At 61.2% G+C, this 14,050-nt stretch carries 11 protein-coding genes and 1 pseudogene; 5 read left to right on the top strand and 7 right to left on the bottom strand.

All coding sequences use genetic code 11. The features are described 5' to 3' along the window. The first annotated feature begins 10 nt into the window (after positions 1–10). Entirely contained in the window at positions 11–3,532 is a 3,522-nt protein-coding gene (locus CUV01_RS06130; protein WP_157994788.1) for a porin family protein, read from the top strand. Between the two features lie 439 nt (positions 3,533–3,971). Here CUV01_RS06130 and CUV01_RS06125 read toward each other — a convergent pair whose 3' ends face one another. Together CUV01_RS06125 and CUV01_RS06120 are read right to left on the bottom strand one after the other, a co-directional pair. Further along, positions 3,972–5,000 (bottom strand): N-acetylglucosamine-6-phosphate deacetylase, encoded by a 1,029-nt coding sequence (locus tag CUV01_RS06125; protein WP_101461899.1) that lies wholly within the window; start codon positions 4,998–5,000, stop codon positions 3,972–3,974. A gap of 11 nt (positions 5,001–5,011) precedes the next feature. Then, positions 5,012–5,758, bottom strand: a complete 747-nt coding sequence (locus tag CUV01_RS06120; RefSeq protein WP_101459698.1) for a glucosamine-6-phosphate deaminase — start codon at positions 5,756–5,758, stop codon at positions 5,012–5,014. Positions 5,759–5,937: 179 nt separating this feature from the next. Here CUV01_RS06120 and CUV01_RS06115 point away from each other — a divergent pair, with 179 nt between their 5' ends. Genes CUV01_RS06115 through CUV01_RS06100 form a run of 4 tightly spaced genes read left to right on the top strand, consistent with a single transcriptional unit; the run spans position 5,938 to position 9,943 of the window. Further along, on the top strand, positions 5,938–6,906 hold the full coding sequence (locus CUV01_RS06115; RefSeq protein ID WP_101461898.1) for a TRAP transporter substrate-binding protein: 969 nt from the start codon (positions 5,938–5,940) through the stop codon (positions 6,904–6,906). Between the two features lie 12 nt (positions 6,907–6,918). Continuing rightward, positions 6,919–7,452 carry a TRAP transporter small permease gene (locus CUV01_RS06110; RefSeq protein WP_101459697.1) on the top strand — a complete coding sequence of 178 codons (534 nt, stop codon included), beginning with the start codon at positions 6,919–6,921 and terminating at the stop codon, positions 7,450–7,452. Next, positions 7,442–8,734: a TRAP transporter large permease gene (locus CUV01_RS06105; RefSeq protein WP_101459696.1), complete on the top strand. Its 1,293-nt coding sequence runs from the start codon at positions 7,442–7,444 to the stop codon at positions 8,732–8,734. The genes CUV01_RS06110 and CUV01_RS06105 overlap by 11 nt, the downstream gene beginning before the upstream one ends. A gap of 9 nt (positions 8,735–8,743) precedes the next feature. Beyond that, positions 8,744–9,943, top strand: coding sequence for an ROK family protein (locus CUV01_RS06100; protein WP_101459695.1), 1,200 nt, complete (start codon positions 8,744–8,746; stop codon positions 9,941–9,943). A gap of 39 nt (positions 9,944–9,982) precedes the next feature. Here CUV01_RS06100 and CUV01_RS06095 read toward each other — a convergent pair whose 3' ends face one another. From CUV01_RS06095 to CUV01_RS06080, 5 genes and pseudogenes are all read right to left on the bottom strand, one after another. Further along, positions 9,983–10,777, bottom strand: coding sequence for an SDR family oxidoreductase (locus tag CUV01_RS06095; RefSeq protein ID WP_101459694.1), 795 nt, complete (start codon positions 10,775–10,777; stop codon positions 9,983–9,985). A 14-nt stretch (positions 10,778–10,791) separates the two neighbouring features. Beyond that, entirely contained in the window at positions 10,792–11,088 is a 297-nt protein-coding gene (locus tag CUV01_RS20215) for an SDR family oxidoreductase (protein ID WP_277869389.1), read from the bottom strand. After that, on the bottom strand, positions 11,079–11,573 hold the full coding sequence (locus tag CUV01_RS20210) for an SDR family NAD(P)-dependent oxidoreductase (protein WP_277869388.1): 495 nt from the start codon (positions 11,571–11,573) through the stop codon (positions 11,079–11,081). The genes CUV01_RS20215 and CUV01_RS20210 overlap by 10 nt, the downstream gene beginning before the upstream one ends. A gap of 286 nt (positions 11,574–11,859) precedes the next feature. Then, a pseudogene (locus CUV01_RS06085) lies at positions 11,860–12,993 on the bottom strand (sugar ABC transporter ATP-binding protein); the annotation flags it as partial. Positions 12,994–13,107: 114 nt separating this feature from the next. Then, on the bottom strand, positions 13,108–14,043 hold the full coding sequence (locus CUV01_RS06080) for a substrate-binding domain-containing protein (RefSeq protein ID WP_101459693.1): 936 nt from the start codon (positions 14,041–14,043) through the stop codon (positions 13,108–13,110). Positions 14,044–14,050 lie beyond the last annotated feature (7 nt).

Here is a 14,050-nt window from a genome sequence, read left to right as displayed (position 1 = left end):
GATGTTGAAAATGAAAACAGGTTCGCGCCTTCTCTGTGGCACCGCATTTCTGACGCTGGTGGCGGCAGGCGCCTTGGCGCAACCGGTTTCCGAGCCGGCATGCGATCTGGTCGACGGGGCGTTGCCGGCGGATTGCCAGCGACCCAATGGGACGACCGCGGTCAATATGCCGACGGGTGAGAATACCGAATGGGATGAGGGTGTCGTCGCGGCCCCCGGTGGCTTTCAGATCGTCATCGATGGCGAGCCGGTGATCGGCGATGCGCGTGTCGAGGATGTCATCCGCAAGACCGATGTCGCGCTGGAAGAGGCCAAGGTGCAGGTCCGTTTCGACGGGCTTGGCGCCAGACCTCGGCTTGATCTGCAGCGCAGCGATGCAAGTCTGGGGCTGGATCCGGGCGCGCCGGTGACCTTCACCAGTCAGTTGAACTATCCCGCCTATGTCACCCGTGGCGAGGTCCGTATCATCGACCGCGCCAGCGGTGGTTTGGGTGGCCGTTTGCTGGCGGTCGTGCCGATTGATCCCAATGGTCAGACCAATATCGCGCTGCCCGAAGGCGACCGGCTGGTCGCGGTTCACCGCGTCTATGACAGTCAGGGCCGGTTCGACGAGACCGTCGATATCCCGCTGACGATGATAGATGACCGGGGCCTGTCGGGCGATGTCGAAGAGGGCACCGATGCGGCGTCGCGCCGGGGCATTCCGATCCGCGGCGGTGCGGTCACGGTGTCGGGCGAAAGCGTGGCGCCGGGTAGTGTTGTCACCACTCTGGGCGAGACGGTTCAGCCGTCGCCCGATGGCGGCTTTGTTCTGCAGCGGATCTTGTCGACCGGCGAACATGCGGTTGACGTGCAGATCAACGGACCGGCCCAGCAGCTTGGCTATTCCCGCGATATCGAGATCCCGCGCCGCGATCTGTTCTATACCGCATTGGTCGATGCGACCCTTGGGGTCAACAAGCAGGATGGCGACAGCGACACCTATACCCGTGGCCGTCTGGCCTTTTATGCCAATGGCTATGATGATCGTGGCATCGAATATACCTTTGCCGCCGATACAAGCGACGCCGACATTCAGGACCTGTTCGAAAGCTTTGACGACAAGGACCCATCCAGCCTGCTGCGCCGGATCGACCCGAATGAATATTACCCGGTCTATGGCGACGGATCGACCATGGTCGAGGACGCGCCGACGCAGGGCAAGTTCTATGCCCGCATCGAAAAGGACCGCAATTACGCCGTCTGGGGCAATTCTCAGGCCGAACTGAAGAACACCGAATTCCTGCGCAATGAACGCGTGCTCTACGGTGCCAATGTGCATTGGGAATCGCAGCAGCAGACCTCCTTTGGCGAACCGCGCGCTCAGGCCACGCTGTATGCGGCGCAGCCCGACAACCTGCCGCAGCGCGATGTGCTGCGCGGCACGGGTGGGTCGGTCTACTTCCTCAGCCGTCAGGATATCACCCGCGGTTCCGAGGTGATCACCGTCGAATTGCGCGATCCGGTGACCGGGCGGGTGATCGACCGGCGTCGGCTGGTGCCGGGCACCGATTACGAGGTGAACTATCTGCAAGGCAGCATCCGGCTGGCGGTGCCGCTGTCATCATCGTCCGGCGAAGGCGTGGTGGTGACCTCTCCCGGCGGCTCGACCGAACTCAATCTGGTGGCGCAATACGAATACACCCCGGTTGGCGGCACGGTCAGCGGTGCATCGGTTGGCGGGCGGTTTGAAAGCTGGGTCACCGACAGCCTGCGTGTCGGCGTCTCAGGCCAGCGCGAGGAAACCGGCATTGCCGATCAGTCGGCTTACGGCGCCGATATCCGCTATCGCCTTGGCGAGAACAGCTATGTCGAGGCGGAATACGCCAAAAGCGAGGGTCCGGGGTTTGGGTATCGCAGTTCGACCGATGGCGGGCTGATCTATGACAGCACCGCGCCGCTGACGGGCAATGGCCACGCGACGCGGATCGAGACCGAACTGGATCTGGCCGAGCTTGGGGCCGGGCGCAATGGCACTGTCAGCGCCTATTACCAGCGCCGGACCGAGGGCTTCAGTTCGCTGGATTACATCACCTCATCGGCGGAACGGCTGTGGGGCTTTGATGTCGAGGTCGAGGCCTCGGATCGGCTGACCTGGGGGGCCTATTACGACGATTTCCGCAATGACCGTGACCAGCGCAACAGCGAGGGCGGGGTCCAGGCGATCTATAAACAGGACGCGGTCAATGAATGGGCCTTTGGTCTGGAACATGTGCGCCGCGATTCTGCCACCGAAACCGGCAATCGCACCGATGCGGCGCTGCGCTATAACCGGCAGGTGAATGACAGCCTCAGCGTATCGGTGCTGGCGCAGGCCACGCTGTCGAACGAAGGGCTGTCGCGCAACAACCGCTTCGGACTTGGCGTCGAGAAGGACTTTGGCAATGGCTGGACGGTCAATGCCGAGGCATCCGATGGCACGCTTGGCTTTGGCGCCGATATTCTTGCGTCGTATGAGCGCGCCGATAATAGCAGCCTGTATTTCGGCTATGAGGTCGATCCCGACGCCTATGACATCCGCCGCTCCGGCACGGCACTCAGCGACAATCGCGGGCGCTTTGTCTTTGGCGGCCGGCGGCAGGTCAATGACAACACCTCGTTCTATGGCGAAAACACCTATGACATCTTCGGCAACCGCGATTCGCTGACCAGCACCTATGGCATCGACTACAAGCCGACCCAGTTCCTGACCTATAGCGTCGGGCTGGATGTGGGCCAGATCCGCGATGATGTCAGCGGCGACTTCAAGCGTCATGCGCTGAGCCTAGGGGCCAATTACGAAGACGAGCAGCTGACCGCATCGGGCCGGGTCGAGTATCGCCGCGAGCGCGGGGATGACGATCTGACCGCGCGCGACCGCGATGCCGACACCATCCTGCTGACCGCAAATGCGACCTATAAGCTGGATGAAAGCCGCACGCTGCTGGCCTATCTGGACTACGCCGATACCGACACGGACGAAACCTCGATCCGCGACGGCCGGCTGACCGATTTTGTGCTGGGCTATGCCGTCAGACCGATCGATAATGATCGCTTCAACATGCTGTTCAAGTACCGCTATTACTATGATCGGTACGGCCAGACCGTCGATGGCACCGACCAGCGCGGCCCGCTGCAGAAAAGCCATATCTTCACGGTCGATGCGGAATACGACCTGAACCAGCAATGGTCCATCGGTGGCAAGATCGGCGGGCGCCTGTCTGAAACCGCATCCGGCCCGACCGGCGGCTTCCGCCAGAACGACGCCTGGCTGGTCGTGGCCAATGCCCGCTATCATGTCGTCCATAACTGGGACCTGCTGGTCGAGGCGCGCGCGCTGAAACTGGATCAGGCCGACACAACTGACATGGGCCTCCTCGCCGCTGGCTACCGCCACTTTGGCAATAACATGAAGGTTGGTGTCGGTTATAACTTCGGTTCATTCTCCGATGATCTGAGCGACATGACCGATGACGACAAAGGCTTGTTCATCAACGCGATAGCCAAGTTCTGAAGGGGCGGCGCAGGCTGGCTGAAGCTTGCGCCGCGACCAGCGCAACAGACCGCCAAAGCACAAGCTGGACGGGCGCAAATCTCTGCCGAGGCGCGAGGCCGAGATCGCCCAGCAATGCCATCACCATTGGGCCGTTGACGCACGAACTGCATCTGCAATGAAAAGCGGAGCATCCTGAGAAGTCGGTGACTTTCTTCGTGGATCAAATGCCGCGTGCTTTGCCTGCGAGGCATGGACGCATGGGGTTGGAAATGCCCGTAATCGTCGTTTTCGACGGTGGTTCATTGGCTGGGATATGTCGTGCACCGACCCATAACAGCGAACGCTGCGTTAGCCAGCCAAGGCGGCTGGCCCGAGGCGATCATTGACGCCAGATAACCCGCGCCCCTCAAAAAGGCGTCAGCCAGAAAATTCCAGGTGCCCTTGATCTGCTGCCAGTTCAGGTTCCAAAGCCCGGTTTCGTATCAATTGTGGGCATCTTCGCTACATTTGGCTCTAGCGCCTCTGACCAGTTGAGCAGACCTGGATCCAGACTGATACCGTGATAAGTGAGAGAGCGGCACAGGGCGGCGCGCGCCGCTGAGCCAGCCATGGCTGCGGCCTCTTGCGGCGTTGAAATCGACCAGTCCGCCAGATTGCGCACGGCCTGATCCAGTCGCAGGGCCGATCCCGCCAGACCGGAACCTGATGGCTGCAGGACGCGCCCGTCATCCTGCAAGTGAACCTCCATCCCGGCGAAACTGTACGCGCCGGCAGGCATCGCCGCCGCAACCACTGCGTCACTGACCAGAATGCAGTTTTTCGGTCCCTTCAGCGCAATCAGTGCCCGCAGGGCCTCTTTTGGGATGTGAATGCCGTCGGCGATCAGGCAGGCAGTCAGGCGTGGTTCGGCCAGCTGCGCCAGCAGGGTGTTGTCCAGCTTGGGAAGCATCTGCGGCAAGCCGTTGCCAAGATGGGTGGAAAGGGTAAGTCCCGCATCGGCGGCAGCCCGGATCACCTCGAAGCCAGCGGCAGAATGGGCCACCGCAACCGTCTTGCCCAGCCCAGACCAATGCCGGATGGCAGGGATCGCGCCGGTCCGCTCGGGGGCGATGGTCAGCAGCAGGATCGGCCGCGACAGCCGGGCTTCGAGTTCGCCGGGCAGCGTTGCGACCGGGTCGGTCATCGCGGCCCTGGGGTGGCAGCCGTGATAGCCATCCGACGCGTTCAAAAACGGCCCCTCTAGGTGATAGCCGGGCACCATCACTGGCCCCAGTCGGCTGTCGCGCACCGCCGCATCAAGCGCTGCGAACCGTTCAAGCAACTTTGCCGGGGTGGCTGTGATCAGCGTCGGCAGGCACCCGGTTACCCCATCGTGCAACATCGCCTCTAGCGCGGTGTCCATCGCCTGCGCCGTCAGCCCGACATCGTTGAAATCGACGCCGGCATAGCCGTTGACCTGAAGGTCGAAGAGCCCCTCACTTTGCACCGCGCCGCCCCTCAATCGCCAGGCGAGGTCAAAAGCTGCGCCGCAGGTTGGTCCAGATGAACCTTGACCGCACCATGTGTCTGAAGGATCGAGGCCGGTGCAAGATTGGTCACCGGCCCTTCCAGCGCGGCCTTGACCGCATCGGCCTTTCGCGCGTCAGCGATGGTCAGGATGATCTCGCGCGATTTGAGGATCTGGCGAACCGACATGGAAATTGCCCGCATCGGCACGTCATCCAGGGTCGGAAACCAGCCCTCGCCGTATTGCTGCTGGCGGCAGGCGTCATCGAGGTCGACGACCAGATATGGGGTCTCGGTATCAAAATCGGCGGGCGGGTCATTGAAGGCCAGGTGACAGTTTTCACCCACGCCGGCAAAACACACCGCGATAGTCTCTTCCGCGATCCGGTTGTTCAAACGTGTGATTTCCTGCTGCAAATCGTCGGCATCACCGTTGACCGCCACGAACGCGCCCAGATCCTGCACCTGATCGATAAATCGCGACTTCAGATAGCCGCGAAAACTGGCCGGATGGCTTTCGGGCAGTCCGACATATTCATCCAGATGAAAGGCGGTGACCTTGCTCCAGTCGATGTCTTCGCGCACCAGATGGTCGAGCATCTCGAACTGACTGGCCCCTGTGGCCACAATCACGCTGGCGCGTCCGTCGCGCTCGATGGCCGTGCGGATTGCGTTGGCGCCATCCTTGGCGGCGGCCCGCCCCATTGTCTGCTTGTCGTCATGTATTTCCGTATCCATCAATCCGCCCTTTTAGAACAATTATGTTTTTATATACGAAAGACCCAAACCGGCAGCCTGTCAAGCATGTGGCAACAGGCAATCTTGTTTACGAACAAAATTGTTCAAATATGTTGACGGAATCATGAATGCGCGCTTTGGTGGACGGAATCATAAAGACAATGGATGGAGGTTTGATCATGAAATTGCGTCACACAATGCTGGGGCTGCTTGCCACTGCGGCGATCCTGCCGTCTGCCGTCTCTGCGCAGACGGTGTTGCGGCTGGCCGAAAATCAGCCCGACAGCAACCCGGTGACTGTCGCCATGTATCGGTTTGCGGAACTGGTGAAAGAATACACCGCTGGCGAGGTCGAGGTTCAGGTCTTTGCCGGCGCGCAACTTGGTCAGGAGCCTGAGACGATCGAGCAGGCTCAAGCCGGCATCGTCGATTTCACGCGTGTCAATTCGGTGGGTCTGGCCAATGTCGTGCCGACAATGGGTGCCTTCACGCTGCCTTATGTCTTTGCCGATTGGGATCACAAGTATCGCGTTCTCGACGGCGATATCGGCGCCGAGGTTCTGGAGGATCTGGCCGATGTCGGCTTGAAGGGCTTTGCCTATATGGATGCGGGTTCGCGGTCGTTCTACACGGTCGAGGGCAAGCCGATTGCCAGCATCGACGATCTGAAAGGCATGAAGATCCGGGTTCAGCCTGCCCCGATCTCTATCCGCATGATGGAATTGCTGGGCGCGGTACCAACCCCGATGAACTATGGCGAGGTCTATTCGGCCTTGCAGACCGGGGTCATCGACGGTGCCGAGAACGACTTTGTCAGCTATGAAACCTCGGCTCATTACGAAGTGGCGCCGAACTATGTCATTGACGCGCATCTCAGCCCGCCGGCGCTGCTGCTGATGAACAAGGCGCGCTTCGATGGCCTGCCGCCCGAGCAGCAAGAGGCGATCACCAAAGCCGCCGTCGAATCCGCGATGTTTGAGCGCGAGATCATGCGAGAGGCCAATGAAGCCGCGCGCACGACTGTCGTGGATGGCGGCGCCGTCGTGAACGAGATCGACAATGCGCCGTTTCAGGCCGCGGTTCAGCCGATCTATGAAGAGTTCCCGGATCTGACGCCTCTGCTTGACCGCATTGCGGCCGAGAAATAGGCGGCGCCGTCGATGAAACCGGCATGGCGCGGCCGACTGGCCCTTGCACTCGATTGGCTGAACTGGCTGGCTGCCCTTGCCTGCCACATTCTGCTTGTGGCGATCACGGTTGTGACGGTGTTGCAGGTCGCGCTGCGCTTTCTTTTCAATAACCCGACGAGTTGGTCAGAGGAAATCGCGCTGCTGTTCCTGATCTGGTTCGGCCTGTTGGCGGTCGCCGTCGGGATCCGACGGCATGAGCATGTGGCGATCGCGTTTCTGCGCGATCTGCTGCCTCGCCCGATTGCGGTATTTCTGGACTATCTCGCGCAGTTGGCGATGGCCGTCTTCATGTTTTCGGTCATGTATTACGGGCAGGATCTGATCGATCTGACCGGGATACAGGTGCTGCCGGCATCGGGATGGCCCAAATCGCTTTTGTATTTTCCGGCGCTGGTTGGCGGCCTGTTGGGGGTGGTGAACGCGCTTGGCAACATGATCCTGCGCGATGTGGCGATGCCCGAACAGGATGATCTCGACCACCCCGAGGCCCATCATGTCGGTTGACTGGTTTGGCATCCTGCTGCTGCTTGGCGGTTTTCTGGGGCTGATGCTGATCCGGGTGCCCATCGCCTTCGCGCTTGGCCTGGCATCGCTTGCCACCGCAATGCATCTGGGCCTGCCGCTGTTGCTGGTGGCGCAGCGTATGATCAATGGCTTGAACTCGTTCACCTTCCTGGCGGTGCCCTTCTTTATTCTTGTTGGCAACATCATGACCGAGGGCGGCATCTCTGACAGATTGGTCAGACTGGCCGATGTGCTGGTCGGCAGGCTTCGCGGCGGGTTGGCTCAGGGCAATATCGTCGCCAGCTCGATGTTTGGCGGTATCTCGGGATCATCCGTGGCTGATGTCGCGTCCATCGGGTCCTTCCTTATCCCGGCGATGACCAAGGAGGGCTATCCCCCCGGCTATTCGGTCTCTGTCACCATCACCTCATCCGTGCAGGGGGTGTTGATCCCACCCAGTCAGAACATGATCTTCTATGCGCTGGCCGCGGGCGGGCTGCCGATCTCTACTCTGTTCATGGCCGGGTATATCCCCGGCTTCCTGCTGGGGGGATCACTGATGCTGATCTGCGCCGTCATGGCCAGACGGTGCAATCATCCAAAGGGACGGCGCTACAATCGGCACGAGGCCCTGATGGCGCTTTTCGATGCGGCAATCGGGTTGTTTACCATCGTCATCATCATCGGTGGCATCCTGACGGGTATTTTTACCGCCACTGAATCCGCCGCCATCGCCGTTGTCTACGCGCTGCTGGTGACCGTGTTCTGGTATCGCACGATCGACTACCGTGCCATGTCGCGCATCTTTGCCACCACCCTGACGACACTTGCCATGGTCACCGCGATCATCATGACGTCCTCTGTCTTCGGGTTCCTGCTCTCCTATCTGCGGATACCCACGCTGCTGGCCGAGGGCATATTCTTTATCTCGGACAACAAGATCTTTGTTCTGCTGGCGATCAATGTGCTTTTGCTCATCCTTGGTATGCTGATGGATATGGGCGTTCTGATCCTGCTGCTGACCCCGATCCTGTTGCCCATCGTGACCAAGGTTGGTGTCGATCCGATCCATTTCGGCGTGATGATGATCCTGAACCTCGGCATCGGGCTGTGCACGCCGCCGGTTGGAACGTCGCTGATCATTGGCTGCGGCATCGCCCGGATCAGGATGGGGCGGGCCGTCAAACAGATGTGGCCATTTTATCTTGCGATGCTCGTTGTGCTGCTGATGGTGACGTATATACCCGCGCTCACGATGACCTTGCCCGCGATGATGCAGTGACTTGCCGCTATGGATTCAAATCGCACAGATGATCTGATCGCAGTCACCTCGCTTGTGCGCGGCGGTCAGGCCACCAATCGCGGCGAGATTTCGCGCCAGCTTGGCCTGCGCTCGACCACGGTGTCTGACCTTGTGGCACAGCTGGTTGCCGAAGATGTGCTGTATGAAAACGCGTCGCGCGGGCGCGGCAAGGGACGGCCAGCGGCTGTGCTGTCGTTCAACCAGCAGCGCCTTGGGGCCGTTTTCATAACCGTCACGGATCAGACCCTTATCGCCAGCGCCGTGGATCTGGATCTGCGGGTGCTGGGCCAGATCACGGCGGCACCGCCACAGGGGGCCGATAACGCCGAAATGACACGCTGCCTGTGCCAACTTGTGCGCGATACAGCCGCGATTTTCGCGCCCCAGATCGAAATCTGCGCCATCGTCTGTTCGCTGTCCGGGCTGTTGGATATCGGGCGCAAGACCTGGTGCACCTCGTCGCGCTGGCCTGCGATGCGCAATCTGGATCTGGGCGCGGCACTTGCGGAATTCGACCGCTCGGTCTGGCTGGTCCGCAATCTGGATGCCGAACTGGCGGGGATCAGGTTGCACGAGAACCACGGTGCCGAGGAAACCGCGCTGCTGCTGCACTGGGGCCACGGGATCGGCGCGGCCTATGCGGCGGGTGATGTCGTCGTCAACCAGAACCGCGGCCGGTTCTGTGAGATCGGGCATTGGGGCTTGGGCAACGGGCGCGGCCAGCAATGCAATTGCGGCAATACCGACTGTCTGGAAACCGTGGCCGGCCTCTGGTCGATCCGCCCCGCCTTGTCGCAAGAGTTCCCCGGCCTGCCATTCAGCGAAAGCGATTTGGCCAAGCATATGGCGCGACTGGATCTGGGCGTGTCGCCGGTTTTTCAGGCCGCGCTGTCGGAAATGCTGCGGTTGACGGCAAACCTGTGCCGTCTGCTCTTTCCTGAGCGCGTGATCCTGACCGGACCTTTCGTCCAGAACCCCGAGGTCTTTAGCCGGTTCGTGCAAGCCCTGGGGGCAGCGCCCATGCTGCGCTCGCTTGATCGCATCCGCGTCTCCATCAACGAAGATGGAAATGGCCGTGAATTGGCCGGGGCGATGGGGCAACCCTTTGCGACGGCGCTGCGCGATGTGCTCAGCCGCGACCAGCCGCGCCCTGCGGGTCGCGCAAGGGCTCAGGCCAAAGGCGAATAGCCGAATGTGGATCTCGCCATCAGGTTATCCTCGCGATCTCTACCAGCAGCAAAAGCCGCCATCGACGAGCAGATCGACACCTGTGCAATAGGACGCGGCATCCGACAGCAGAAACACGGCGGGGCCGACCATCTCGGCAGGGCTGGCCATGCGTGCCATCGGCGTCTGGCTTTCAAAATCGCGCGTCTGGTGGACCATCTCGGGCCGGATGTTCATCGGCGTGGCGGTGTAGCCGGGCGAGATAGAGTTGACGCGGATACCCCGGTCCACCCATTCCATCGCCATCGACTTGGACATATGGATAACCCCGGCCTTCGAAGCGTTGTAATGCGCCTGCATCAGGCCGCGATTGACGATGACCCCGGACATCGAGGCGATGTTCACAATCGAACCGCCCTGACCATGGGCCAGCATCGCCCGCGCCTCTGCCTGACAGGACAGAAAGACGCCCTTCATGTTGACATCCATCAGGGTCTGATACTGATCCTCGGTCATATCCTCTGCCGCATCGGCGTTGGCAATTCCGGCGGCGTTCAGCGCAAGGCGCAGCGGACCCAGATCCTTTTCCGTCTGTGCCACCGCCTCGCCCAGATCCCTGGCCGATGTGACGTCACCCGCGATCTGCACCGATTTGCGCCCCACAGCCGCGATGGACGCTGCTGTCTGCGCCAGCCCGTCATTGCGGCGACGATCCACCAGCGCCACATCGGCGCCGTGTTGCGCAAGGCCGATGGCAATCGTCTGGCCAATGCCGCTGCCGGCGCCCGTCACAAGGGCCACGCGGCCCGACAGGTCAAACAATCTGGGTGCGTTCGGCGTGGTTGGGTCGGTCATCTGGCGCTCCGATCTCAGGACATGATCAGGCCGCCATCAACATTGATGGTCTGGCCGGTGATATATGTCGCGTCTTCGCTGGCGAGAAAGGCAGCAAGTGCGGCCACATCCTTGCCTTCGCCGGCGCGCTTCATGGGGATGTTCTGGACCCAGCTTGCCATCAGCTCGCCCGGCGCAAAATCGCCCAGCATCTGGCCCCAGACGCGGTCGTTGTAATCCCACATGTCGGTCTGGATGATGCCCGGGCAAATGGCGTTGACGGTGATCGCGTCCAGCGCAACCTCCTTGGCAAGGCTTTGCGTCATGCCCATGACGCCGAATTTCGATGCGGCGTAATGCGGCGTATAGATGAACCCATCCCGGCCTGACCCGAGGCCATGTTGATCACCCGACCGCCGCGCCCTGATGCGCGCATGCGCCGGATCGCCTCTTGGCAGCACAGGAAGACCCCCTTGGTGTTCACCTCCATGGTGTCGTCCCATTGCGTTTCGGTCAGGTCCTCGACCTTGGCGATGGTGATGATGCCGGCATTCTGGACAGAGATATCAACGCCACCGAATTCCTGTTCTGCCGCGTCGTAAAGCGCCTTTACGGCGGCGGCATCGGTGACGTCGCAGATGACGCCGATGGCCTTCAGCCCGTCCCCGCGCAGTCCGGCGGCGGCCTCTTCCACCTGTGGCTCGAAAGAGGCGATGACAAGGTTCGCGCCTTCGTCGGCAAAGCGGCGGGCGATGGCCAGCCCGATGCCCTTGTTGCCGCCGGTGACGACGACTGTCTTGCCCGCAAAACGGTTCATGGGGTTCCCTTCTGCAGGCGGTTGCTAGTTCCATGACCGAGACGTCATTCGCCTCGGTGTGATCGAGAATGCCGCTTTGGCGGCCGGCGGCCATGACGAGGATTCGGTTCGACACGCCCAACACCTCTTCAAGGTCGGAACTGACGACGATAACGGCAACGCCGGCTGCGGCAAGTTCGTGAATGATTTCATAGATCGAAGAACGCGCACCCACGTCGATGCCGCGCGTCGGTTCATCCAGCAGCACGACGCGAGGGTTGCGCGCCAGCCATTTGGCAATGACCGCCTTTTGCTGGTTGCCGCCGGACATTTCACCGGCGTTCTGGTTCCAGCGTCCTTTGACGCCGAACTTCTGGATATTCTGTTGTGCAAAGTCGCGGACCCGCGACCGGCTGACCCAACCGCTTTTGGCGACAGTTTCAAAGTTGCAATAGGCGATATTCTCGGCAATCGAATGATCCAGCACGACGCCCTGCTGCTTGCGATCTTCGGGCACCAGCACAACGCCCTTGCGGATCGCGTCACTGGGCGATTGCGGTGTGATATCTTCGCCCAGCAGGCGGACGCTGCCAGAGGCAATCGGATCGGCACCTGCAATGGCGCGCACAAGCTCGGTTCGCCCGGCGCCGACAAGGCCAGCGATGCCGAAGATCTCGCCACGCTTGACGTTGAAGCTGACATCGGAAAACTCGCCCGTCGGGGATGTCAGGCCCGCGACCTCGAGGACGGTCTTGTCCGACGGCGTGGCCAATGGCGGGAACATCTGGTCCATGCTGCGGCCCACCATCGCCTCGACGATCGTGCGCACGGGCAGGTCGGCAGTGTCGAATTCCTGAACCTTCGCTCCGTCGCGCATGACCACGATGCGGTCGGCGATCTGGCGGATTTCTTCCAACCGGTGAGAGATATAGATGATGCCGACGCCATCGGCGCGCAGCCGCTGGATCTGATCAAACAGCAACCGGGTTTCCTCGCCGCCTAGCGCGGCGGTGGGTTCGTCAAGGATCAACAGCCGCGCGTTCAGCGTCAGCGCCTTGGCGATTTCGATCAGCTGCTGGCTTGCGGTCGACAACCCTTCGACCTTGCGGCGCGGCGAGATGTTCAGCCCCAGCCGTTCCAGCCCCTGCCTGGCGCGGCTTTCCATTTCTGCGCGGTCAACGCGGCCGCCCTTCATCGGATAGCGCCCGACAAAGACGTTTTCGGCAATAGACAGATGCGGCAGCAGCATCAGTTCCTGATGGATCATACCGACGCCCGCATCCATCGCCTCACGCGGGCTGGCGGGCGCGTAGGCCGCGCCCTGCCAGGTCATGGTCCCCGAGGACGGCTGCACCGTCCCCGAGATGATGTTCGAGACGGTCGATTTCCCCGCCCCGTTTTCACCCAAAAGCGCCACCACTTCGCCGGGGCAGATCTCCATGTCGATCCCGTGCAGAACCTCGATGGGTCCATAGGATTTATGGATGTTCCTCAGGGTCAGGATGGGTGTCTTGCCTTCGGAAGCCATGGCGGCGCCTTTCTTCGTCGTGTCGGATCAGGGGTGCTGAGCGACGAACTCTGGTGCGTTTTCACAGGTGGTCAGGACCGCATTCGGGGTCTGACGTTCCTCGACCGTTTCGCCTGCCGCGACGGCAATGGCGGAATCAACGGCCAGACGGCCCATCAACTGGGTGCTCTGCGTGGCGGTCACCTTGAACGGACCTTCGCATTTCGCCAGGTATTCCAGTGCCGCGACATCGCCGTCATAGCCGCCGATGATGATGTCATCGGACACACCAGCCACGTCGGCAGCCTTTGCCGCACCCATCGCCAGCGCGTCAGCCTGACCAAAGATGATCTTCAGGTCGGGGTTCGCCTGCAGCATGTTCTGCGCGATGGAAAAGCCCTCATCGGGCGACCACATCTGGCTCCATTGCTGGCTGACCAGTTCGACGCCGGGGTTTTCCTCGATGGCGCGGTTGCAGCCGGCAAAGCGGTCGACCTCGGGCGTCGTGCCCTTCTGGCCGTGGATGATGGCCATCTTGCCTTCGCCGCCAGCCATTTCAATGATCGTCTTGCAGACCTCATAGGCGGATTCGACGCTTTCACCGGCGATGAATGTATCGCCCGGTTCGCCTTCGGGGGTGCGGTCCACGTTGATGACCGGGATGCCCTCGTTGCGCGCAAGGCGCGTCGGTACGGCGGCTGCGGCGGCGCCGGCAGGGATATAAATGAACGCGTCGATGCCCTGCGTCAGCAGATCCTGCACCTGGCTGACCTGGGTCGCGGTGTCGTTCTTGGCGTCTACGATGATCGTCTCCATGCCTTTTTCCTTGGCATAGTTTTCAACGCCAAGCTTGATCTGGTTGAAAAAGTCCGCCTGCAGGTTTGGCACCGCGACACCGATTGTCTTGATCTCTTCAGCCGAGGCTGCCGTGGCCAAACCCGCCAGGGCAGTCGCCGCGATCATGGCTTTCGCTGTGAATTTCATATTATTC

It is taken from the genome of Paracoccus tegillarcae (assembly GCF_002847305.1).
GTDB classification, from domain to species: domain Bacteria; phylum Pseudomonadota; class Alphaproteobacteria; order Rhodobacterales; family Rhodobacteraceae; genus Paracoccus; species Paracoccus tegillarcae.
Note: the sequence above shows the minus strand (reverse complement) of the source record. Positions and strands in the feature narration are given on the sequence as shown.

Excerpts from the sequence above, each read along its gene's own strand:
- CUV01_RS06120 (WP_101459698.1), bottom strand. The coding sequence starts at position 5,758 with ATGGATACGGAAATACATGACGACAAGCAGACAATGGGGCGGGCCGCC.
- CUV01_RS06105 (WP_101459696.1), top strand. The coding sequence starts at position 7,442 with ATGTCGGTTGACTGGTTTGGCATCCTGCTGCTGCTTGGCGGTTTTCTG.
- CUV01_RS06110 (WP_101459697.1), top strand. The coding sequence starts at position 6,919 with ATGAAACCGGCATGGCGCGGCCGACTGGCCCTTGCACTCGATTGGCTG.
- CUV01_RS20210 (WP_277869388.1), bottom strand. The coding sequence starts at position 11,573 with ATGAACCGTTTTGCGGGCAAGACAGTCGTCGTCACCGGCGGCAACAAG.
- CUV01_RS06100 (WP_101459695.1), top strand. The coding sequence starts at position 8,744 with ATGGATTCAAATCGCACAGATGATCTGATCGCAGTCACCTCGCTTGTG.
- CUV01_RS06080 (WP_101459693.1), bottom strand. The coding sequence starts at position 14,043 with ATGAAATTCACAGCGAAAGCCATGATCGCGGCGACTGCCCTGGCGGGT.
- CUV01_RS06115 (WP_101461898.1), top strand. The coding sequence starts at position 5,938 with ATGAAATTGCGTCACACAATGCTGGGGCTGCTTGCCACTGCGGCGATC.
- CUV01_RS20215 (WP_277869389.1), bottom strand. The coding sequence starts at position 11,088 with ATGGGCATGACGCAAAGCCTTGCCAAGGAGGTTGCGCTGGACGCGATC.
- CUV01_RS06095 (WP_101459694.1), bottom strand. The coding sequence starts at position 10,777 with ATGACCGACCCAACCACGCCGAACGCACCCAGATTGTTTGACCTGTCG.
- CUV01_RS06130 (WP_157994788.1), top strand. The coding sequence starts at position 11 with ATGAAAACAGGTTCGCGCCTTCTCTGTGGCACCGCATTTCTGACGCTG.